At 55.5% G+C, this 22,447-nt stretch carries 19 protein-coding genes and 3 tRNA genes; 9 read left to right on the top strand and 13 right to left on the bottom strand.

Features of this window, described 5'->3' with window-relative positions:
* Positions 1 to 31: 31 nt before the first annotated feature.
* From lolA to lrp, 3 genes are all read right to left on the bottom strand, one after another.
* Entirely contained in the window at positions 32 to 640 is a 609-nt protein-coding gene (gene lolA, locus AB5Y95_RS07935; RefSeq protein ID WP_042007800.1) for an outer membrane lipoprotein chaperone LolA, read from the bottom strand.
* A gap of 77 nt (positions 641 to 717) precedes the next feature.
* A complete protein-coding gene (locus tag AB5Y95_RS07930) occupies positions 718 to 3,246 on the bottom strand; it encodes a DNA translocase FtsK (protein WP_139724163.1) in 2,529 nt (842 codons plus the stop codon).
* Positions 3,247 to 3,447: 201 nt separating this feature from the next.
* Positions 3,448 to 3,939: a leucine-responsive transcriptional regulator Lrp gene (gene lrp, locus AB5Y95_RS07925; protein ID WP_005300047.1), complete on the bottom strand. Its 492-nt coding sequence runs from the start codon at positions 3,937 to 3,939 to the stop codon at positions 3,448 to 3,450.
* Between the two features lie 911 nt (positions 3,940 to 4,850).
* Here lrp and trxB point away from each other — a divergent pair.
* The gene (gene trxB, locus AB5Y95_RS07920) at positions 4,851 to 5,801 is read left to right on the top strand and encodes a thioredoxin-disulfide reductase (protein ID WP_010634213.1); all 951 of its coding nucleotides are present in this window, start codon (positions 4,851 to 4,853) and stop codon (positions 5,799 to 5,801) included.
* 57 nt (positions 5,802 to 5,858) lie between these two features.
* Positions 5,859 to 7,106 (top strand): diguanylate cyclase, encoded by a 1,248-nt coding sequence (locus AB5Y95_RS07915; RefSeq protein ID WP_017779995.1) that lies wholly within the window; start codon positions 5,859 to 5,861, stop codon positions 7,104 to 7,106.
* Positions 7,107 to 7,212: 106 nt separating this feature from the next.
* Here AB5Y95_RS07915 and AB5Y95_RS07910 read toward each other — a convergent pair whose 3' ends face one another.
* Positions 7,213 to 7,683, bottom strand: a complete 471-nt coding sequence (locus tag AB5Y95_RS07910) for a glycine zipper 2TM domain-containing protein (RefSeq protein ID WP_017765515.1) — start codon at positions 7,681 to 7,683, stop codon at positions 7,213 to 7,215.
* A 19-nt stretch (positions 7,684 to 7,702) separates the two neighbouring features.
* Between AB5Y95_RS07910 and aat the strand changes: the two genes are divergently transcribed.
* The 3 genes from aat (at position 7,703) to infA (ending at position 9,410) form a co-directional block, all read left to right on the top strand.
* Positions 7,703 to 8,410, top strand: a complete 708-nt coding sequence (aat, locus tag AB5Y95_RS07905) for a leucyl/phenylalanyl-tRNA--protein transferase (protein WP_042050953.1) — start codon at positions 7,703 to 7,705, stop codon at positions 8,408 to 8,410.
* The gene (locus AB5Y95_RS07900; protein ID WP_005300035.1) at positions 8,407 to 9,123 is read left to right on the top strand and encodes an arginyltransferase; all 717 of its coding nucleotides are present in this window, start codon (positions 8,407 to 8,409) and stop codon (positions 9,121 to 9,123) included. The genes aat and AB5Y95_RS07900 overlap by 4 nt, the downstream gene beginning before the upstream one ends.
* A 68-nt stretch (positions 9,124 to 9,191) precedes the next feature.
* Entirely contained in the window at positions 9,192 to 9,410 is a 219-nt protein-coding gene (gene infA, locus AB5Y95_RS07895; RefSeq protein ID WP_005300033.1) for a translation initiation factor IF-1, read from the top strand.
* Positions 9,411 to 9,479: 69 nt separating this feature from the next.
* On the opposite strand, the gene clpA is transcribed toward infA, so the two are convergent.
* Complete coding sequence (gene clpA, locus AB5Y95_RS07890; RefSeq protein WP_005300030.1) at positions 9,480 to 11,729, bottom strand: ATP-dependent Clp protease ATP-binding subunit ClpA; 2,250 nt, start codon at positions 11,727 to 11,729, stop codon at positions 9,480 to 9,482.
* A gap of 59 nt (positions 11,730 to 11,788) precedes the next feature.
* Complete coding sequence (gene clpS, locus AB5Y95_RS07885) at positions 11,789 to 12,106, bottom strand: ATP-dependent Clp protease adapter ClpS (protein ID WP_005300028.1); 318 nt, start codon at positions 12,104 to 12,106, stop codon at positions 11,789 to 11,791.
* A 229-nt stretch (positions 12,107 to 12,335) separates the two neighbouring features.
* Between clpS and cspD the strand changes: the two genes are divergently transcribed.
* Positions 12,336 to 12,554 (top strand): cold shock-like protein CspD, encoded by a 219-nt coding sequence (gene cspD / locus AB5Y95_RS07880; RefSeq protein ID WP_005300025.1) that lies wholly within the window; start codon positions 12,336 to 12,338, stop codon positions 12,552 to 12,554.
* Between the two features lie 107 nt (positions 12,555 to 12,661).
* Here cspD and folD read toward each other — a convergent pair whose 3' ends face one another.
* Entirely contained in the window at positions 12,662 to 13,525 is an 864-nt protein-coding gene (folD, locus tag AB5Y95_RS07875) for a bifunctional methylenetetrahydrofolate dehydrogenase/methenyltetrahydrofolate cyclohydrolase FolD (RefSeq protein WP_042050951.1), read from the bottom strand.
* Between the two features lie 203 nt (positions 13,526 to 13,728).
* Between folD and AB5Y95_RS07870 the strand changes: the two genes are divergently transcribed.
* The 3 genes from AB5Y95_RS07870 (at position 13,729) to AB5Y95_RS07860 (ending at position 14,043) form a co-directional block, all read left to right on the top strand.
* Positions 13,729 to 13,805, top strand: a tRNA-Pro gene (locus AB5Y95_RS07870).
* A 36-nt stretch (positions 13,806 to 13,841) separates the two neighbouring features.
* Positions 13,842 to 13,918 (top strand) — tRNA-Arg (locus AB5Y95_RS07865).
* Between the two features lie 49 nt (positions 13,919 to 13,967).
* A tRNA-His gene (locus AB5Y95_RS07860) sits at positions 13,968 to 14,043 on the top strand.
* 786 nt (positions 14,044 to 14,829) lie between these two features.
* Here AB5Y95_RS07860 and AB5Y95_RS07855 read toward each other — a convergent pair.
* The 6 genes from AB5Y95_RS07855 to AB5Y95_RS07830 form a co-directional block, all read right to left on the bottom strand.
* A complete protein-coding gene (locus tag AB5Y95_RS07855) occupies positions 14,830 to 15,252 on the bottom strand; it encodes a hypothetical protein (RefSeq protein ID WP_155292465.1) in 423 nt (140 codons plus the stop codon).
* 10 nt (positions 15,253 to 15,262) lie between these two features.
* Positions 15,263 to 17,914 (bottom strand): peptidoglycan DD-metalloendopeptidase family protein, encoded by a 2,652-nt coding sequence (locus tag AB5Y95_RS07850; protein ID WP_368160382.1) that lies wholly within the window; start codon positions 17,912 to 17,914, stop codon positions 15,263 to 15,265.
* Positions 17,915 to 17,926: 12 nt separating this feature from the next.
* The gene (locus AB5Y95_RS07845) at positions 17,927 to 18,325 is read right to left on the bottom strand and encodes a hypothetical protein (protein ID WP_139398350.1); all 399 of its coding nucleotides are present in this window, start codon (positions 18,323 to 18,325) and stop codon (positions 17,927 to 17,929) included.
* A 53-nt stretch (positions 18,326 to 18,378) separates the two neighbouring features.
* Positions 18,379 to 20,427, bottom strand: a complete 2,049-nt coding sequence (gene tssI / locus AB5Y95_RS07840; RefSeq protein WP_368160379.1) for a type VI secretion system tip protein TssI/VgrG — start codon at positions 20,425 to 20,427, stop codon at positions 18,379 to 18,381.
* 10 nt (positions 20,428 to 20,437) lie between these two features.
* A complete protein-coding gene (locus AB5Y95_RS07835) occupies positions 20,438 to 20,725 on the bottom strand; it encodes a type VI secretion system PAAR protein (RefSeq protein WP_005300007.1) in 288 nt (95 codons plus the stop codon).
* A gap of 257 nt (positions 20,726 to 20,982) precedes the next feature.
* Positions 20,983 to 22,413 (bottom strand): VasL domain-containing protein, encoded by a 1,431-nt coding sequence (locus AB5Y95_RS07830; protein ID WP_005300006.1) that lies wholly within the window; start codon positions 22,411 to 22,413, stop codon positions 20,983 to 20,985.
* Between the last annotated feature and the right edge of the window lie 34 nt (positions 22,414 to 22,447).

Genomic DNA, 22,447 nt, shown 5'->3' with positions numbered 1-22,447 from the left:
CCTGCCAATAAAGCCAGCGCCTGCTTGCGCATCAGCGCTGATCGTCCAGTGCGACCCCCGCAGGCGTCTTGAAGACAAATTCGTTGCCCTTGAGCGCCGGCTTGCGGTTGAAGTTGCTCAGGGTGAACTCGCTCCACTGCCCCTGGGCCTCTTTCACGTCGAAGCGGTTGATGTTGTTCTGGCGGTCGAAGGTGATGCGAAAGGAGGCGATCAGCTCATCCTGACTGCGGCTGGTGACTGTGTAGACGTCCCCCTGCTGGGTCACGTCGTAGTTCTTCCAGAGCGCATCGTCGTTGCCGGCGATCAGCACGAAGGGGGTGTTGAGCACCGCATCCTTGAGCTTGAGCGCCGTCACCTGCTCGACGAAGGGATCGTAGATCCAGACATCCTTGCCATCGGCCACGATCAGGCTCTCGTCCGGCGTGGTGGTATGCCAGTTGAAACGGTTGGGACGCTGCACCAGCAGGGTGCCGCCGGCACGCTGCAGCTCCTTGCCCTTGCTGTCATAGACCACCTGGGCAAACTTGGCCGAGAAGAGGCTCACCCCCGCCAGTTTCTGCTTGAGATCGCTGGCCGCATCGGCCCACGCCTGGCTGCTGGCCACCAGCAGCACAGTGCCCACCAACAGTTGTTTTTTCATCACGCTTTTCATAACGGCTATCTCGATAAAAGGCCACGCCCGCAGAGGGCATGGCCAGGATGATAGAGGGGTGAGCCTTAGTCCCGCACCGGCGGCGGGGCCAGCACGTCGCGCTGACCATTGCCGCCCGGGGCGCTGACGATGCCCTGGTTTTCCATCTGCTCGATGAGACGGGCCGCCCGGTTGTAACCAATCTTGAACTTGCGCTGCACGCTGGAGGTGGAACCGCGGCGCGACTCCACCACGAAGGCCACCGCCTCGTCGAACAGGGGGTCGAGCTCTTCGTCGTCACCACCGCCATATTCACCGCTGCCGCCCTCGCCGCCCGACTCACCGGAGAGGATCTCCTCGATGTAGTTCGGCTCGCCGCGCAGTTTCCAGTCCGCCACCACCTTGTGTACCTCGTGGTCATCGACGAAGGCGCCGTGCACCCGGGTCGGGTTGGAGGTACCGGCAGGCATGTAGAGCATGTCGCCCATGCCGAGCAGGGATTCGGCGCCGCCCTGGTCGATGATGGTACGGGAGTCGATCTTGCTCGACACCTGGAACGAGATACGGGTCGGGATGTTGGCCTTGATAAGACCGGTAATGACATCCACCGACGGACGCTGGGTCGCGAGAATGAGGTGAATACCGGCCGCCCGCGCCTTCTGGGCGATACGGGCGATGAGCTCCTCCACCTTCTTGCCGACGATCATCATCATGTCGGCAAACTCGTCCACCACCACCACGATATGGGGCAGTTTTTCCAGCTCAGGCGGCATCTGATCCATGGAGTCGCCCGGACGCCACAGCGGATCCAGCAGGGGGTCGCCCTCCTCGATGGCCGCCAGCACCTTGTCGTTGTAGCCCTTGAGGTTGCGCACCCCGACCGCCGACATCAGCTTGTAGCGACGCTCCATCTCGCCCACACACCAGCGCAGGGCGTTGGCGGCGTCCTTCATGTCGGTCACCACCTCGGTCAGCAGATGGGGGATCCCTTCGTAGACCGACAGCTCCAGCATCTTGGGGTCAATCATGATGAAGCGCAGATCGTCCGGCGTCGACTTGTAGAGCATGGAGATGATCATGGTGTTCACCCCCACCGACTTACCGGAACCTGTGGTACCAGCCACCAGCAGGTGGGGCATCTTGGCGAGGTTCACCACCACGGGTTCGCCGGCGATGTCCTGACCCAGGCCCATGGTGAGCGGGTTGCGGCTGCCCGAGAACGCCTCGCAGTCGAGGGTCTCGCGCAGGTAGACGGTCTGACGCACCCGGTTGGGCAGCTCGATCCCCACATAAGTCTTGCCCGGGATCACCTCCACCACCCGCACGCTGCTGGCCGACAGAGAACGGGCCAAGTCGCGGGAGAGGTTGGTGATCTTGCTCGCCTTCATACCGGGTGCCAGATCCAGCTCGAAACGGGTGATGACGGGGCCCGGATAGACGCCCACCACCTTGGCCTGCACGTTGTAGTCGGCGAGTTTCGCCTCCACCAGCCGGCCCATACGCTCCAGCTCGTCCTTGCTCATCATCTGGGTCTTGGCGGGCGGACGGTCCAGCAGCTCGATGCTCGGTAAGGGGGGCAGTCCTGGTTGCAGACGGCGCTTGGGCTTGCCAGGAGTAGGGGCAGCCGGTGCCGGCGCCTCCTCATCCCCTTCGGCCCAGGGCAAGTCGAGATCATCGTCCTCGTCATCGGCCGTCACCAGCGCGGGCTGACGACGGACGCCGGCAGCGGCGGTCCGCTTGGTGCGGGTAACCGGCGCAGGCGCGTCATCATCGTCGTCGTCAAACTGCGGATCGAACTGGAAGGTATCCTCGTCGAGCTCGGGCAGCCACTCCTCGGACTTGGCCTTCTGGCCCTTGGCGGCCACCTTCTCCTTCGGACGACGGGTCCAGCCGGTATGTGGCTCATCCTCCTCGTCGTCACCCAGCTCGATGGCACCCACGCCCCCTTCCAGCAGGGGATCAGGCCCCTCGTAACGGGGCTGGCGCCAGCCACCGGTGAGCCAGCGGCCCAGGGTGGCAGGAAAGTGATAAACGGCGCTGACCGAGCCGGTGCAGGCGGCACCGATCCGCTCGACGATGGTGAGCCAGGACCAGCCGGTAAACAGGGTGATGCCGGTGGCCACGAAGCAGAGCAGCAGCAGGTTGGCCCCGACGCCGCCAAACAGCGGCACCACGGCGGAGGAGATAACGTCCCCCACCAGACCGCCGGCGGAGAAATTCTGCAGATCATTGAAGTTCATGCTGGCGATGGCGGACATGCCGAGCACGGTCAGGATGAAACCGACGATGCGCACCGACAGGGTAAGGTAGTCCACATCGAGCAGGCGGCTCGGGCGCCAGAACAGGCTCCAGCCAAGCAGCACGACCAGGGGGGGCACCAGGTAGGAGAAAGCCCCGAAGGTAAACATGGTGATATCGGCGAGCCAGGCCCCCGCGCTGCCGGCGAGGTTCTTCACCTCCCCTTGCCAGGAGGTCTGGGACCAACCGGGATCGGCGGGGTGGTAGGACAACAGGGCAAGCAAGAGATAGGCAGCCATCAGGGTGATGGCGATCAAGACGGCTTCGAAGATCCGTTGTGTACCTGATAAAGGAGTAAACAGCTTTTTATCGGCCAAACTCCGGCTCCTTTCTGAAAACATGTAATGCAGGGGGATAAGGGGGCCTAGTATCCCTGAAAAGCCCACCGGTTGTCAGCCAGTGCCCGATGTGCCGACCGTATTCACAACCGGCACGATAAGAAGAAACGAGCGGACCGGCCGCTCGTTTCTGAATGTCGTGACTTGTCGCAAGGCTGGCAAGCCACAGCATAACCCAACTCAACGGGTGCTGATCACCAGCCGACTGCTCTGTTTGACCTCTTCCATCACCACGTAGGTGCGGGTGTCGTTGACGCCGGGCAGACGCAGCAGGGTTTCCCCCAGCAGGCGGCGGTAGGCCGACATGTCGCTGACTCGGGTCTTGAGCAGATAGTCGAAATCGCCGGAGACCAGATGGCACTCCTGGATCTCTTCGAGCACCTGAACAGCCTTGTTGAACTGTTCAAATACATCCGGGGCACCGCGATTGAGGGTGATTTCCACGAATACCAGCAGAGACGCATCCAGATAATGAGGGTTCAGAATGGCGGCATATCCTTCGATATACCCTTGTCGCTCAAGGCGACGAACCCGTTCCAGACACGGTGTGGGACTCAGGCCAACACGTTTGGACAACTCAACGTTCGAAATTCTGCCATCCTTTTGCAGCTCATTCAGAATGTTGCGGTCAATCCTGTCCAAATCCTTTAGCCGACTCTTAGCTTCCATCATTTATTCCATCCTTTGGCTATTTTTTGGTAAGAATCACCAGTCATTTTATAATTATGGTCACAAATCCTGTCAATACCTGAATATGCTAGGCGCAAATGTTGCTGAAAATAACTGCAACATAAAACACCAATCGATAGTCGAGGGATAGCATGATTATCGGTGTACCTGAAGAAATAAAAAACCATGAATACCGCTTAGGCATGGTTCTGGCCAGTGTACGTTAACTAACAGCACGAAACCATACCGTTTTCGCCCAAAGCGGCGCAGGAAGCGGCAATGAGTTTGCCAATGCAGATTATCCCGCTGCCACTGCTGCTATTTTGTCCTGCATCGCCGAGCTTTTCGCCAGGGCAGAGTCACCACAACGATCAGCCAAGGCTGCCAAGCCGGCTGCTGCCCCCTCGTGTTTCCCTCCTTTCTATAGATATGCACCTCACCGACCCAGCGTGTTTTGCATCCGATGTGCCATAACGAGGGCGTTTCTTCGGCAAGAGAGCCCAGGCCCCTCCCCCAAGCAGCACCGCCGAAGCGACCCTCGCGGACAACCGGGCCTCTTGGTGAGTCCCATCGAAGCCAAATTGCCCCACCCACGGCGGGCCCCATTGCGCCAGAAGCTGTCAATCCTGGCGAGCTTGTCTCCATCTGATCGGGGTCCAGTTCACTTGTGCCGGCAATCCAGTACGCATGAGCCCCGCTCCTCTTGTTGTCGACCGTGGGGCCACCAGGCATTGCTCGCCCGGGCCCATGACGACTGCCAGGGACAACCCGTGACAAACAACCCGTGACAAGAGAGCGCTTCCCCTTCATGAAGGGCCTTGAGGCCGATTGATGCAATCGACGCACTGGCCTTTGACCCCATATCACGAATTACCTACAATCGCGCAAACTCATCACGTCTCGGAAATCACATCATGAGCCAAGTCACTCATAGCAAACTGCTGATCCTGGGCTCCGGCCCGGCTGGTTACACCGCGGCAGTCTACGCCGCCCGTGCCAACCTCAATCCGCTGCTCATCACCGGCATGCAGCAAGGCGGTCAGCTGACTACCACCACCGAAGTGGAGAACTGGCCCGGTGACCCCGAGGGTCTGACCGGTCCGGCCCTGATGGAGCGCATGAAAGAGCATGCGGAGAAGTTCGATACCCGCATCCTGTTCGATCACATCAATGAAGTGGAGCTGACCCAGCGTCCGTTCCGCCTCAAGGGCGACAACGGCGAATACACCTGTGATGCGCTGATCATCGCGACCGGTGCCTCCGCCAAGTACCTGGGCCTGCCTTCCGAAGAGGCCTTCAAGGGCCGCGGCGTCTCCGCCTGCGCCACCTGTGACGGCTTCTTCTATCGCAACCAGGAAGTGGCCGTGGTCGGCGGCGGCAACACCGCCGTGGAAGAGGCACTCTATCTGGCCAACATCGCCAAGAAGGTGCATCTGATCCATCGCCGCGACGAGTTCCGCGCCGAGAAGATCCTGATCAAGCGCCTGCACGACAAGGTTGCCAGCGGCAATATCGTGCTGCACACCCACCAGACCCTGGACGAAGTTCTGGGTGACGACATGGGCGTGACCGGTGTGCGTCTGCGCAACACCCAGAACGACACCACCACCGACCTGCCACTGATGGGGGTCTTCATCGCCATCGGTCACCAGCCCAACACCCAGATCTTCGACGGCCAGCTGGAGATGCAGAACGGCTATCTGAAGGTGCGTGGCGGCCTGGACGGCTTTGCCACCCAGACCAGCATCGAAGGGGTTTTTGCCGCCGGTGACGTGGCTGACCACACCTACCGTCAAGCCATCACCTCCGCCGGTACTGGCTGTATGGCCGCCCTCGATGCAGAGCGTTATCTGGACGCGCAATAAGCACAAGGGATATAAAAGGCATGCCGCAAGGCATGCCTTTTTGCTTTAAGGAGCCGGATGAAACAGAAAATATTGATTGTCGAGGATAGTCTGACTATTCGTCGCATGCTGATCCAGGCCATTGCCCAGCAAACCGGGCTGGAAATCGATGCGTTCGAAACCCTGGAAGGGGCCCGACACTGTCGGGGAGAAGAGTATGTGGTTGCCCTGGTGGATCTCACCTTGCCGGATGCCCCCAGCGGAGAAGCGGTCAAGGTATTGCTGGAGCGCGGCCTGCCGGTGGTGATCCTCACCGCCGACATCAGCGAGGAGAAACGGGAAGCTTGGCTTGAGGCCGGGGTGCTCGATTACGTGATGAAAGATTCACGTCACTCCCTGCAGTATGCCGTCAGCCTGGTCCATCGCCTCTACCTCAACCAGCGCATCGAAGTGCTGGTGGTCGATGATTCCCGTACCTCCCGCCACCGCACCATGGCCCAGCTGCGCAAGCAACTGCTGCAGGTGCACGAGGCGAGCCATGCCCGTGAAGCGCTGGCCCAGCTCGAACAGAACCCGGCCATCCGGCTGGTGCTGGTCGACTACTATATGCCAGAAATTGACGGGATCAGCCTGGTACGCATGTTGCGCGAGCGCTACAGCAAGCAGCAGCTCGCCATCATCGGGATCTCGGTGTCGGACAAACGCGGCCTCTCCGCCCGCTACCTCAAACAGGGTGCCAACGACTTCCTCAACCAGCCGTTCGAGCCGGAAGAGCTGCAGTGCCGGGTCAGCCACAATCTGGAGGCGCTGGAACAGTTCAACAGCATCCAGGAGTCGGCCAATCGTGACTACCTGACCGGGCTCTACAACCGGCGCTACTGGTTCAACGAGGGTCAAAAATGGTTCGAGGAACACCAGCGCCAGGAGACGCCGCTTGCACTGTGCGTGCTCGATGTGGATCACTTCAAGCAGGTCAACGATCACTGGGGTCACGCCATCGGCGATCAGCTGTTGTGTCACCTCACCCGTCTGCTCACCCAGTTCTTCCCCGATGCCATGATCGCCCGCTTTGGCGGCGAGGAGTTTGCCCTGATGGTGCCTCACTGCACCGTGCCCGTGCTGCTCAAGCGGCTGGAAGGGTTGCGCCAGCAGATGCGCCAGCAACCGCTGTCACGGGAAACGCCGCTGTTCGTTCGCGCCAGTTTCGGGGTGATCCAGGTCGGGCGCGTCTCCATGGACGAGGCATTGAGCGAAGCGGATCGCCTGCTCTATCAGGCCAAGAACACCGGTCGTGACAAGATAGTGTCTCAAGGCTCAGCGGCCTGATCGCACCATCCCGGATGCTCGTCGTGTAGTACCGCCCGACCGCAGCCCCTCCCCGGGCACACGTCGGGTTCCCCTCCTGTTACCTCCCGTCATGTCACAGCCCTGCTCAGTAGGTCTTGTCGACCCGCACGCCATCGTCAAAATAGAGGATGCGCACCTTATCGCCGTTCATGAATACCATGGCCGGATCGTAATCCTGAATGACGTTGATCAGCCCGTTCTGTTCGTTGCGAATGAGCAGTTCCACCAGCTTGTTCTCCACCACTGTGCCGCCGGATTGATACTGCTGCGCCGCCGCGGCGCCCGCCAGGGCCCCGACAGCGGTGGCGATTTCCCGACCATGGCCGCCACCGAACTGGTTGCCAAGCAGACCACCCAGCACGGCGCCGCCCAGGGTTTTCCAGCCTGAACGCTCGGACTCCAGGATCTGACGCTGGGTGATGTTGCGCACCGTTTCAACCTGGCCAAACACCACCTGATTCACGGGCCTGGCGGTATTGCGCTCGTAGACCTGGGCCCAGGCGGGCGCAGTGACAAAGCAGAACAAGCTGGATACTATCAGGATAATGGCCTTCATCTATGAACCTCGTTGCCTTATGTCTCGCTATCTTACCCAATTGGATGATGAGCTGTGCTGGTTTCCCGACCCCGAGCACGCCCTGGATGAACCCAACGGCCTGCTGGCGATCGGTGGCGATCTCTCCCCCGCCCGTTTGCTGGCAGCTTACCACAAGGGGATCTTCCCGTGGAACGAGCCCCACCAGCCGCTGCTGTGGTGGTCACCCGACCCCAGAGGCGTGGTGCTGCCGACGCAACTGCACATCGGCCGCAGCCTGCGCAAATTTATCCGCCGTACCCCATTCGATATTTCCATCGATCGCGCCTTTAATGAGGTGATAGCGGCCTGCGCCGCCCCCCGTCGCAGTGCCAGTGGAACCTGGATAAGCACACCCATGATCGACGCCTATCGACAACTGCACCGCCTTGGCCATGCCCACTCCGTCGAGATCTGGCAGGATGGCCGGCTGCAGGCCGGCCTCTACGGCCTCTCCCTCGGCCGGGTGTTCTGTGGCGAGTCCATGTTCAGTCGCATCGACAACGGCGCCAAGCTGGCCATGGTAGCCCTCTGCCAGCACTTTGCCCGGCATAACGGGGCCCTGATCGATTGCCAGATGCAGAACGACTTTCTGGCCACCATGGGAATAGAGGAGTGGCCGAGAAGCAAATTCCTGACGACGCTGACCCAGCTGAGTCGGCAACCACTGGCGGCCGGCTGCTGGCAGGCGGGGAGCATGACACTATGACCGAAGAAGTGATCCTCAAGGTAGGACTGACCCCCAAGCATCAATGCAGCTATCTGGGTCATGAACAGGAACAGCTGCTGGTATTGATGGATCACAGCCTGCTCAACGCCAGCGGTTACGAGCGCCTGCTGACGGCCGGCTTCCGCCGCAGTGGCAACGACATCTATCGCCCCCACTGCCCGGCCTGCAATGCCTGCCAGTCACTGCGCATCCACAGCGAACGGTTCGTGCCCAGCCGCAGCCAGAAGCGGATCCGCCAGCTCAACCGGGATATCGAGCTGGTGCTGAGCTATGATGACAAGCCCGAATACTATCAGCTCTATGAACGCTACATTCGCGAACGCCATCATGATGGCAGCATGTATCCCCCCAGCCGCACCCAGTACAAGGGGTTTCTCCATTGCGACTGGATGCCTCCCCTCTATCTGGAAATGCGCAAGGATAACCGGCTGATCGGGGTCGCTACTACGGATCTGCTGCCCCATTCCCTCAGCGCCATGTACACCTTTTTCGACCCGGCCCATGCCGATCGCTCACTCGGTACCTTTGCCATTCTGAGCCAGTTGGAACTGGCCAGGCGTACCGGCCGCAGCTGGCTGTATCTGGGCTACCTGGTGGAGGAGTGCCGCAAGATGAATTACAAGAGCCAGTACCTGCCTCATGAGCGTCTGATACAGGGAGAATGGAAAAATATCGACAGCAAGCCCGAGTAAACTTTACACATAGCCTTAAATCCGGCATGATCCAGCGGATTTTTGTTGTGGCTTATCAAGAGGATTCAATGGCTAAAGAAGACAGTATTGAGATGCAGGGCACTATTCTCGAAACCCTGCCCAATACCATGTTCCGTGTGGAACTGGAAAATGGTCACGTGGTTATCGCTCATATTTCCGGCAAGATGCGCAAAAACTACATCCGTATCCTGACTGGAGACAAAGTAACGGTAGCTCTGACTCCGTACGATCTCTCCAAGGGACGTATTGTTTTCCGCTCTCGCTAAGCCAGGAATTCAGCAAAAAACCCCAACCTTTCGGTTGGGGTTTTTTGTGGTCTTTCAACTGTTCAATGCTTAGTGGGAAACGGCTTCAACATTGACCTGATAGTCAAAGCTGAGGCTGTCGTTTATCAACTCAACCTTCACAACCCCCCCATCGACCAGCGCCCCGAACAGGATCTCGTTGGCCAGGGGTTTCTTGAGGTGTTCCTGGATGACCCGCCCCATGGGTCTTGCCCCCATGGCCCTGTCATACCCTTTCTCGGCCAGCCAGTGGCGGACACCCTCGGACACTTCAAGGGATACCCCTTTCGCATCCAGCTGAACCTGCAACTCGACGATGAACTTGTCGACCACCTGATGGATGATCTGCATGTCCAGATGGTTGAACCAGATGATGTGATCAAGCCGGTTGCGAAACTCCGGACTGAACGTCTTGTTGATCACCGCCATGGCATCGTGGCTCATATCCTGCTGCTGGAAGCCGATGGACTTGCGCTGGGTCTCCTGCACCCCTGCGTTGGTGGTCATCACCAGGATCACATTGCGAAAATCCGCCTTGCGCCCGTTGTTGTCAGTCAGGGTGCCGTTGTCCATCACCTGCAGCAGCAGGTTGAACACGTCCGGATGCGCTTTTTCGATCTCGTCCAGCAGCACCACCGAGTGCGGATGCTTGAGGACAGAGTCGGTCAGCAGGCCTCCCTGCTCGAACCCCACATAACCGGGGGGCGCCCCGATCAGGCGAGAGACAGTATGGCGCTCCATGTACTCGGACATATCAAAGCGCAGCACCTCGACCCCAAGCGCCTTGCCGAGCTGCTGGGTGACTTCAGTCTTGCCCACCCCGGTCGGGCCGGCAAACAGGAAGCAGCCAACGGGACGACGCTCATTACCCAGCCCCGAGCGGGACAGGCGAATGGAGTCTGTCAGCACCTCAATGGCCTTGTCTTGGCCAAAGACCACCATCTTGAGATTGCGCTCCAGGTTCTTCAGCACTTCCTTGTCGGAAGAGGAGACTGATTTCTCCGGGATGCGGGCAATCTTGGCGACGATGGTTTCGATCTCCTGCACATTGATCACTTTCTTGCGCTTGCTCACCGGCAGCAAACGTTGACCCGCCCCGGCCTCGTCGATCACGTCGATCGCCTTGTCCGGCAGATGGCGGTCATTGATGTATTTGGCGGAGAGCTCCACCGCGGCACGAATGGCCTTGACGGTATAACGTACCCCGTGGTGCGCCTCATAGCGGCTCTTGAGGCCCATCAGGATGCGGGTAGTGTCATCCACGCTGGGCTCGACGATGTCGATCTTCTGGAAGCGACGCGCCAGGGCACGGTCTTTTTCAAAGATCTGGGAGTATTCCTGGTAGGTGGTAGAGCCGACGCAACGCAGCAAGCCATTGGAGAGCAGCGGCTTGATGAGGTTGGCCGCATCCAGCTGACCACCGGAGGCAGCCCCCGCCCCTATGATGGTGTGGATCTCATCGATGAAGAGGATCGCCCCTTCCTGCCGTTCGATCTGCTTGAGCAGCACCTTGAGGCGCTTCTCGAAGTCACCGCGATATTTGGTCCCCGCCAGCAGCGACCCCATATCCAGGGAGTAGATGGTACTGCCCGCAATCACCTCGGGCACATCACCCTTGACGATACGATAGGCCAGCCCTTCCGCGATGGCTGTCTTGCCCACCCCGGCTTCGCCCACCAGCAAGGGGTTGTTCTTGCGACGGCGGCAGAGCACCTGAATGGTACGGTTGAGCTCCTGATCGCGCCCGATGAGGGGATCGATACGCCCTTCCAGTACCAGCTGATTGAGGTTGGTGGCAAAGCTCTCAATCTGGGCAGCAGAGACCTCATCGTCAGACTCGACGTTGTTGCTGTTGTCCGGTTTGCTGTCTTTGCGTACCCCATGGGAGAGGAAGTTGACCACATCCAGCCGGCTGATCTCGGCCTTTTTCAGGAAGTAGGCGGCCTGGGACTCCTGCTCGCTGAAGATGGCAACCAGCACGTTGGCTCCACTGACCTCGGTGTTGCCGGAGGACTGAACGTGGAACACGGCGCGTTGCAGCACGCGCTGGAAGCCCAGTGTGGGCTGGGTCTCGCGGTCTTCATCATCACGGGGGATAAGCGGGGTTGTTTGACTGATGAATGCGCTGATCTCTTTGCGCATCTGCTCCACGTCAGCACCACAAGAACTCAGCGCCTCATTGGCTGAGCTGTTATCCAGCAGGGCTAACAACAGGTGCTCGACGGTCATGAATTCGTGGCGCTCGTCACGGGCCAGTTTGAAAGCCTCGTTCAGCGTCTTTTCTAGATCTTTATTCAACATAGGCACCTCCCCTAGTACAGCAACAATGTGGTGTCGTCATCGCCATCAAGTCATCAGATTCAAGCCTTTTCCATGGTACAGAGCAGTGGATGTTCGTTGTTACGTGCATAGGTGTTGACCTGGACCACTTTGGTTTCGGCAATCTCGGCGGTGAATGTGCCACAGACTCCCTTACCACTATAATGCACGCTCAGCATCACCTGAGTGGCCTTGTCCAAATCCATACCAAAGAACTTTTGCAGCACCTCCACCACGAACTCCATCGGTGTGTAGTCGTCGTTGTTCAGGACGACCTTGTACATGGGTGGCGGTTGCAGCTTGGTTTTCTCTGCCTCTGCAATCTCTTCATTAGCAAAGAGTTCTTTCTGCTTGCTCATAGTCGCGCTTTGGTACCTCTAGATTACTACCGCCTAACACAAGATTGGTCAATAGACTTGTTAACCAGATCACATCAGTTGTTAACAACTCCTTGACTCGCTCAAAAGTTAGACTAGATTGGTTACTTGCTAATCGGCGCCCGTCTGCTATGGGCTATGTTACTAGTTATAAAGGGCTGGCGCAGGTTACTCAACGACTTCAAGGTAATCAATAAAAGGATGTAGATGTATGGCAACCGGAACAGTCAAGTGGTTTAACAACGCAAAAGGATTTGGGTTTATCTGTCCGGAAGGAGGTGGCGAAGATATTTTCGCCCACTACTCCACGATACAAATGGAAGGCTACAAGACGTTGAAAGCAGGTCAAGCAGTCAACTTCGAACTGCAGCAGGGGCCGAAAGGCAATCATGCCTCTGTTATTGTGCCAAACGAAGCACAGAACATGTAAGAGTCGAACTGGATAAATAAAAAAACCGGCAACCTTGCGGCTTGCCGGTTTTTTTATTGCTGCGATCCTAGAGGAGAAGTGCATTCTCTTGGCGGATCAGGCAAAGATCATCGCGCGTTGTCGTGATAGTCCTGACAGGCGCTCAGAGTGTTTTCCATCAGGCTGGCGACCGTCATGGGGCCCACCCCACCCGGTACGGGCGTGATGAAGGATGCGTGGTTGCGGGCCGTTTCAAACTCCACGTCACCGACCAAAGAGCCATCCGCCAACCGGTTGATACCCACGTCGATCACCAGTGCCCCCGGCTTGACCCACTCACCCGGGATGAAATTGGGTTTACCAACGGCGACCACCAGCAGATCGGCACGGCGAACCTGCTCTTCCAGATCCTGGGTGAAACGGTGGCAGGTAGTGGTAGTGCAACCGGCCAGCAGCAGCTCCAGTGTCATCGGCCGGCCAACGATGTTGGACGCACCGACCACCACCGCATGCAAGCCGTGTGTCTTGACCCCGGTCGTTTCAATCAGGGTCATGATACCTTTGGGCGTGCAGGGGCGCAGTGCCGGAATTCGCTGTGCCAGCCGACCCACGTTGTAGGGGTGGAAACCATCGACATCCTTGTCAGGACGAATACGCTCCAATACCTGAGTCGTATCGCAGTGAGCCGGCAAGGGGAGCTGCACCAGAATACCGTCAACGTCTGCGTCTTCATTCAGCTTATCGATCAGTGCCAACAACTCTTCCTGGCTTGCCGTCGCATCCAGATCGTAAGAGCGGGAGATAAAGCCCACCTCTTCACAGGCACGCCGCTTGCTGCCGACATAGACCTGAGAGGCAGGATCTACCCCGACCAGGATCACCGCCAGACCCGGCGCCCGTTTTCCTTGTGCCAACCGCTGTTGGACTTGCGCTGCGACCTGATTGCGAATCGTTTGCGCAACCTGTTTTCCATCAATGATTTTGGCAGACATCGTTCTTCACTCACCATGTGTTCAACTGCCGCGCATTGTCGCATTTTTTTGCCACGGGTGTTAGCGGCTCTCGCATGGAGGGCAATAAGTAGGCATTTGAATTCATTGGTGGAAAAATTCGTTGACGCTGGCTTTCCCGCTTGGGTATGATGCCGGCCCGTTGCCCAGTACAGCCGCTGTCGCTATGCTGGAGACGAGATTTTCGGTGATTAGCGCAGCCCGGTAGCGCATCTGGTTTGGGACCAGAGGGTCAAAGGTTCGAATCCTTTATCACCGACCAGGTTTTTCGACATGCCGTCAGGTTTGTCGAGGCAATGCGCCCTTAGCTCAGTCGGATAGAGCAACGGCCTTCTAAGCCGTGGGTCGCAGGTTCGAATCCTGCAGGGCGCGCCATTGATGATATGCATCTCCCCGATGCAGGCATTGATGGTTATCTTCAGTGGTGGCTGTAGCTCAGTTGGTAGAGTCCCGGATTGTGATTCCGGTTGTCGTGGGTTCGAGCCCCATCAGCCACCCCATTATCCCTTTCAGAAAACATTCAATCTTATCTATTTAAATCCAGTAGAAACAACCCTCTCTTATTGCGTCCTGATGGTTGCCTGCAAAATGTCTTTAAGGCATCCGTGTCGGTACGGGCGCTTTAGCTCAATGGTGAACATATTCACCTGTTCGAACACTTCAGCCGTAGCTTCAAAAGCACCACACTGCCTCGAGGAACTGGTGACGGACGGCCGACACCTTCTTCATTCGCATGCTCAAGGGAGTAGGCAAAGTGTATCCACAAACCGTGTTGGACTGCTTCAACCACCGCGCTACACCACCAGCAAGCTGACATTGACCTCGGCCCATGCGCTCAACGAAACGGTACTACCGTTCTTCGTGGCTCACGAGGCGCGGGTCTATACCACCTAGACAGCTATTTCGAACTCTGCACAACCAGCGCCCCACACTAGGGCAGAATAATGAAAAAACAGCCCTTTCTAGCGCATATTCAAGAAGGTTCTGAAATTGATGATGACAGAAGAGCATACTAAAGTAACGTAAACAAGACACCGGTTTTAGGCCGGTGTCAGGTGATAACTAGATCTGTACAGCTGAGTCGTTACAACACTAAACAAATAAGCTGATTGAAATAATGTTAGAATTATCTTGTCAGTACTTTAAATCACTCTGGTGAATTAATATTAAAGAAGAAACGTCCCAAAATATAAAAACAAAACGTCAGCTTTAGAATAATGCCTTACTATGATACTATTTATATAGTAAACATGTGACAACTTCGCGATTATTTTTATTTAAGATGCTCAATCAAAAATACACTTTCTCATCATGGCAGTTTCGTCACCATTATTTTCTAAAATAAAATCAGGCTGCTTATTCCAAATGTACAACTTTTTCTTTTTATCAAAAAATCCATACCAATTAACAACAAGAGATTTACCATTCACAGATAGTTTAGCAATCGGTTTCTCTAGAGAGATAGATGACCAGTTTATTTTTTCATTTCGTGACTCCAACACGTCAACAAAAAACAATTCCGAAGAACCATTTTTTAACTCCTTTAATCTTGCAGAAATTAACAGATTATTGTCATTTACATTAACTCTTACCCCTCCCCCATCAGATACTATTATATTGCCTCCGAATCCACCACAATTAACAGACCAATAACCAACATATGTTCCAATGTTAGCGTTAGCCGTACTAGAAGATACCGCTAGCAACATAAATACGATTCTACTGAACATCATTAAATAACTCCAAAAAGCCTGGCTTTATAAAAAGACTTGTTTTTCCTAAACGTTCTTCAGAAAGAAATTTTTCGTAGGAACTCAAGCATTCATCAATTTTTTTAATCGGTTGACCATGTCGACCAGGAGGAAGGCTCGCCCATTCATAACTGCAACTATCTTCAATAGCTTCCTTTATTTTATTATTTACTATCATGGACAGTGCATTTCCACGAACTTTTTCTTTCAAGAAAACTACACAAAGCAGATCCTGATATATTGGTGAAAAATCTTTTATTTTATATTTCTTGCGCCAAAATTCAGTCGATGGGTCATTCCATGTATAGCCCATAACTTGATAGGCGCCAGCTGCCGACGATATATATTCAACATTTGTTTTTTTATTCTTACGCGTTATTTTAATTTGTGGATGATCATTAAATGTTCTATTGTAGTCTTTTATAAAAGATTGGCCGCCAAACAGTCTTTCATAACCACTGTCGGTATCAGTCCCTTCACACATTCTAATCATTCTCATAAAGGCTCTAATTCTCAACTCAGCCTCCGAAGATAATGAAATGTTCATCAATAGCGAAAATGGATGAAAATGCCATACATTAGGCCCAGCAATCTTAACTTTACCAAGATTATCCATCCACCCTAATTCCTCCACCCGTTTAACCTCATGTTCAATTAAAGGCGGGAGAGCAGTGACTTTACAAAAAATACTTTTAAATCGCTCCATCATCACTTTTGATGCCGGAACCCACCACTCGCTGCTATGCTTCACCACCATCCCTTTAACTCGATCATAGTTCTCTATGCTATCGACAGCATTCTCCAACTTTTTAACCGTAAGATCATTATCTTTCAACTCTTTATCATCTGAAGCATGACGATACAGGTTCAGGAAAAATGGGGGGATTTTAGCAGGATCCAAGGCACCATCACTGTCAGAGCCATCAATCAGCGTGAAGCCTTTATCCTTCCACTCTTTGCTACTAACTACTGCCTCTGCTCGTGGATCATCACTAAACAGCTCAATGTGGACCATGTGCTTGCTCGACATTCCCCCTTCGGTAGAAGTTGGCGCTTCGTACATTCCTAGATAGCCAATAGTCTCGCCAGCACGAATTGGTACTGGTGTTGGCAATTCATACAGCTTACCCAAGTGAGTAGGCTCTTGGCGCTTAATCTCAATATTCTCTTCTTCTACACATAACCAAACAGGGCGACCAAGAGGCTGTACGACACAACGAGCCATTCGCCGCGCTCTACCGCGAACTTCCTGCCACTCGCACCTGTGTGCATCAAAGCTGATCAGACTTCCGGCTGGTACACTAGAAACACTTTCACCAGCTACATAATGTCCTGTTTTCCCTTTTTGAGCTTGGGGGTCGGCACGACCAACCATATCTTCTTTCACACGAGCTTCTATTTTGTCATATACCCACATAGGTCTAACAATGTTGCCAACTTTCTCTATCGCGCTTGGGTCTTGTGCCATCCAAAGGCTATCCATTCCTTTTGTGGCTAATACTTCTTTGCTACTAGCACCGTTACTCAGCACCTTGATACGAGCAAATTCGAACTCCCCTTGACCTGTCACATAACCACGTTGTGCAGTAACACCTTCGACAAGTTCGAATTCCTCTCCCGCTTTCAAGGTTAGTGCGGGAGGTTGGTAATCATGATTCGGTACACTATGACGCACCCGCCATCCCTTTTTTAACCGATAGCGGCTGTTTTTCGGCCATTTATCCCAAGGACATAAATGCATATATAGTGTGTAATAGGTAAACCCATTATCTTCTGTACTCCCCCCCTTTTCAGAACTGTTCTCCTTCTGCGTAGAACCTTTATTTCCCTCTGCTGACTTGGGTTGTTTGAAATGATGACGAACCAAGCAAAAAGAATTGGAATAGCGATATTCCTGCCCTTTAAAATTGCTGGCAAGATAGTCAGGCATCATTCGAAAAGCTACAACCTCACCATCAGCCATACAGCGAACAGGATAAATATCTTTGACCCAAGGAGCTTTTTTATCACTAATATGGATGCCACCATGCCAAGTGTTTAGGCCCAATAGATAATTAGCTTCACTTCCTAAAATTGAAGCTAACGATTTGGCATCCTTAAACTCCTTTCCATCAGCTTGGGTAATAGGTAAACAAGGGGAAGCGATGGGTTTAACATCTATAGGATTGCTGTTGCTAGTCGCATCTTTATTAGCCCACCACTCTTGAGGATTAACAATTTTCCCAGAAGAATCTTTTATCTGATAATGAATATGCATTGCATATTGATCTATCTTTTGTGGTCCTCTCCCCCCCATCTTGCCAATCTGGGTAACCCCAGCTTTGACCGACTCACCCTCTTTTACATTTTGTGAGAAAAGGTGAAGAATTCCATGACTAAAACCTTTTTTGTCCAGGATTTTTACTGTACCAAAAGAACCGCCAGAAAATATCACTTTCCCGTCAACAGGAGAAAATGCAGCGGGATGCTCCATATTAATTCCGGACTGACCGCCTATATAATTAAAATCCACTCCTTTATGCGGCCCTGACACCCTTTTTTCACCGAAGGGAGCAGTAATATGTGCTTTTTTCCCATCGCGAGGAGGAAGTATCAAATTCATGGCGATATCAAAAGACATATATACCTCCACCTACATAGAATGATCAGTTATTTTTACGAGATACCAACACTTGTCTTTTTTGGAAAAAGACAACGACACTTGATAACCCGAATCACGCCCCTTGATAACAGCCTCTAAGTTATCCTTGTCAATTTTAATCTCTCTATCGCCATCAGCGCCTTTACTACTCACAACAGGAAAATCTGACAACTTAAAAAAACGAGATTCATTTACCTCTTTAATGTCACCATCCAGATCTTGATAAAAAACAATATCAACAGGTTTTGCTGTGTATCTAGTTTGAACTTCGATTTCATTAATAAAAATTCGAGAAAAACCATCAAAACTGTCAGCAGGACAGGACTCTGCAATACATTGGGATGACATGAAGAGAAGGATAACTAGCTTAAAAAGCTGTGGGATTTTCATAGAATCTCCAAACTTAAAAATTCCAATGATTAATTTGAAAAAACATTTTAACTCTATCGCCCTGAAAAACTGACTTTTGCCAGAGTTTTCTCTTCTTTCAAGAGCGCTTCCATCGCCTTCTCGGTGGGGATAGCCTTGACCAGTTCAACCAGTTCGGGAGCCTTGACCACTTCTACTCCCTTGGGCACCACGGGTGCCTTCCCCCCCCAGCCAGAGCCTGAGCCTGCGCTGCCGCCGGCATTGAGCTTGATCGCAGGACCGACCAGCTTGATGCCGCTCGGGTCTACTTTCACAAAGCTGCCGCCCCCCTTGAGGGTGATCTCGGAACCCGCCTCCAGCACCAGCTTGTCGCCCACCTTGATATGCACTTCCTGACCGGCTTCCACCAGCAGGGACTGCCCCAACTTCTGGTGCAGGCTGGCATCCACCGTCAGTGAGTAGTCGGCTTTTATCTGGTCGCGCTTCTCACCCTCCACCGTCAGGTGGTCGTTGGCCTTGATGCGAGTCACCCGCTCATTGTCGATATCGGTGTGCTGGTCGTGCTTGATATGCCAAGCCGCGTCGTTCTCGATGAGCACGTTCAGGTCTTTCTGACCGTGGATATAAATTTCTTCCTTACCCGCCAGGTCCTCAAAGCGCAGTTCGTTGAACCCCTCACCCTGGTGGGTCTCGGTACGCAGCACGGTGCGGGTCTTGTTGGCCGGTAACTCATACGGCGGCCGGTTGGTGGCGTGATAGGTGCGACCGGTCACGATGGGCTGGTCCGGGTCCCCTTCCAGGAAACTCACGATAACCTCGTGGCCGATGCGCGGGATGGCCATCATGCCATACTGACCACCGGCCCAACCCTGGGAGACCCGCACCCAGCAGGAGCTCTGGTCATTGGAGCTACCATATCTGTCCCACGGGAACTGCAGCTTCACCCGGCCGTGCTCGTCGCAGTAAATCTCCTCCCCTTCGGGACCCACCACCATGGCGATTTGCGGGCCATCCACCATGGGCTTGTGGGGGGCCTCTGGGCTGCCGATGCGCGCCCGCCAGGTGGTGCTGGCTTTCACCACGCCGAATCCGTTGTGATAGACAGTGGGGCCACTGCCCCCCTCCTCTTCCAGCGCCTGTGGCTGCAAGCCGGTGTGCTGGATACGCACGATTTGCCAGTCGGTGTTGAGGCTGCCATTGGGGTGTTCGATCAGCGAAAAAGTTTGTCCTGGCTGTAGTGCCGCACTGTTGGACTTGCCACTGCCGGCTACCGCATCGTTGCGCAGGGCATCGAGCCTGTGCTGGGCAAAGGCCTTGCCGCTGCCATCCTGCTTGTAACGACCCGGATAGTCGAAGTGCTGGTAGGTATCCCGTTGATGTTCGAGCTCTGCACCCTGCTTTTTGTGGGAGAGACCATAAGCCGGGGTCTTGAAGCTGTAGTCCTTGAGCTCCACATCCGAAGGGCGCACCGCCTCCCGGTAGTGGAACTGCCGCACATAGGGGCCCTGCTCCAGCGAACGGTTGCCGAGGTTGAAGAAGAGCTCGGGGCCAGCGGTCAGCGCGGCTGCATCGTCGGCAAACACGATGCGGTGTTTGCCCGCTTCAAACTCGTGGAAGTAGAACATCCCCTCTTCAGCGGCGAGGCGGTTCACGAAATCAAGGTCACTCTCCCGATACTGAACGCAGTATTCCCGCTTGGCGTGCTCGTTTTTCAGCGCAAAGGCGTAGTCGGTGATGCCATGCTCTTGCAAAAGAATGCTGAGGATTTCATCGGGCTTCTGCGCCTGGAAGATGCGGGAGTTTTGGCGAAGTGACAGCCGCCACAGGGCTGGCTGAACTATGAGTAGATAGCGGGTGCGACGAAAACCGCTGTCACCTTGCGCAAAGTCACTGACCACCCCGCACACCCGACGCTGCAGCTCGCCGTTGTACCAGACCAGCAGCTCGCACGGCTGATCCAGCACGGCGCCAAAGTCGATGTCGGGCTGGCTGCTTGCCAGCTCCAGGCGCAGGTTGAACGGCCGGTTGAGCGCTTCATCAAGCGCAAACTCGGCCACCACGAAGGTGCTCTCGGGCAGGGCCCCCACCTTGACGGTAAATTGTAATCCTGTGCTGTCTGCCATGAAGCGCTCCTTAACCTGCCTGTCCGCTGCCCGAGCCAATCACCACGCCGCCGCAGCCGACTGCGGTGCCGGTCACGGCGATGGGCTTGCCGTTGACCAGCACAGAGCCGACGCCGCCCGAGATGCTGCGCGGATGGGGTGGATTGTTGGGTTTGTCGTGGGGGGCCAGCGGATCACCCTGGCGGGCCACCGGCTTGCCATCGAGGAACACATCGGGGCTGGCGGCAATCACGGGGGATGGGTGGAAACCCTCGTGGTCGGTACCGATGTCACCGAGCAATGCAATAGAAGGACACATCTGGATTCTCCGTGGGGCAACCATGGTGCAAGCGCAGCCTGGTGCAGAGACAGTTGGAATGGCGACCCAGCAGCCTCCATGCCATGGCATGGTCGCCCACAATCACATTAAAAATCAGCTAATTACGATTCAATCTCGTTGAGTCTGACAAATCTGCTGCAATCCATTGCGCAAGACAGGGCAAGTTTTCCGGCAAACCTTGCCTTGCCAGTCAAATTCACCATGCCTTGCGCAACTCTTTGCTCATACCAGCATTTTCAGCTACCAGAAGCGCCCTGTTGCAGCTGATAGAGGCGGATGTTGAGCGCTTTCAGATCATTTTCCAGGCTCTTGAGCTCCGCTGCCGTGATGGGCTCCTGAGAGGCTTTTCTCGCCTCCAGTTCATCCAGGCGCAGACTGAACGGGATGTTCTGCATCAGGTTCTTCTGCACTTCGTAGAGCTGGGATTTGAGGTAGGAGATGGTCACCGTCTTGCGCTGGCGCTCCAGCTCCAGCAGCTGATCGAGCAGGGCATCCACCCCGGCGCGGGCATCCAGATAGGTGGGCACGCTGATGACATCCCCCTGCTGACTGCCAAGCTGCGTCTGCCACTGCTTGTCCAGCGCCTTGACCGCCAGCGAGTCGGGATAGAGCATCTGTAACGAGTTCCGCAGTCCCTCGCCGTAGCGATACCAGTAGAGCGGCGACGTCTGCTCGAGCCGGGTCAACTGGTTCTGGTAGCGGGCCACCAGATCGCTCTCCATGTTCTGCAGGGTCTGCTCCCCCAGCACGATGCGCGCCTGGCGAATGTCGTCGTAGCTGAGGGCTCGGGGCAGCTCGGCGGCCGGCTGTACCAGGCGCTGGGCCGCCACGGTTTTCTCCTGCTGATGTTGCTGCCAGCCGAGCCACCCCATCACTGGCAGGGCGCAGCTGAGCAGGCCACAGCCAAACCAGAACCAGGCGGGACGCTGCCGGCGGTGCTGCTCAATCTTCAGCACGGTGGGCTTGACCTGCCCCTTCTCGCGCCCCACCAGAATGCTGCCCTGGGGCAGGTGCGGGGTCGATGCCGAGACCGTGCCGCCATGATCACTTTCCATGTCTGACTTGAAGAACACCATGGGCGGGATCTGCAGATCCTCCTTGAGGCCCGGCTCGTCGGAGACGATGACGATCTCGGTCTCATCGAACAGGTGGGTATACCCCTCGATGAAGTGCACCAGATTCTCGACCCGGGGAATGCGGCTCAGATCCGCGTTGTGCAGCTTCTCGCTGATGAGCTGCAGCGCCCGCTCGCAGCGATAGATCAGCCGCTTGTCCTCGTGGCTGATCTGGTACTGGCGGATGACGTCGCTGATGCGGGCGATGAACCAGTCGAGCATCTCGATGCGGGCCCGCTCCTGATGGACCGGCGGCCAGAAGCTCTCCCACTGGGTGACGATGAGGTTGGCGAGAAACTCGCATCCTTCGGTAAAACCGCTCAGCCCCTGCAGGCGCGAACGGGCCAGGGTGAAGTAGATGGCGGTCTGCAGATCCACCCCGTGTTTTTCGAAGATAAGGCTGGCAAGCTGATGGATCCGCTGCCAGTCCACCTCGGGGCGCGAAGCGTGGCTGAGCTTGTTGATCTCGGCCCGCAGCGCCTCGTACTCCGGCAACATCCTGGGGTCGCGCCCCACTTTCAGGGCCTGCTGACCTTGTTGATTCTGTGACATATGGACTTCCAACGCAGGAAGGGGGTACAACGTG

Source organism: Aeromonas sp. R5-3, assembly GCF_040908225.1.
Classification (GTDB): Bacteria; Pseudomonadota; Gammaproteobacteria; order Enterobacterales; family Aeromonadaceae; genus Aeromonas; species Aeromonas dhakensis.
The sequence above is the reverse complement of the archived record's forward strand: the minus strand, read 5'-3'. Positions and strand labels throughout refer to the sequence as shown.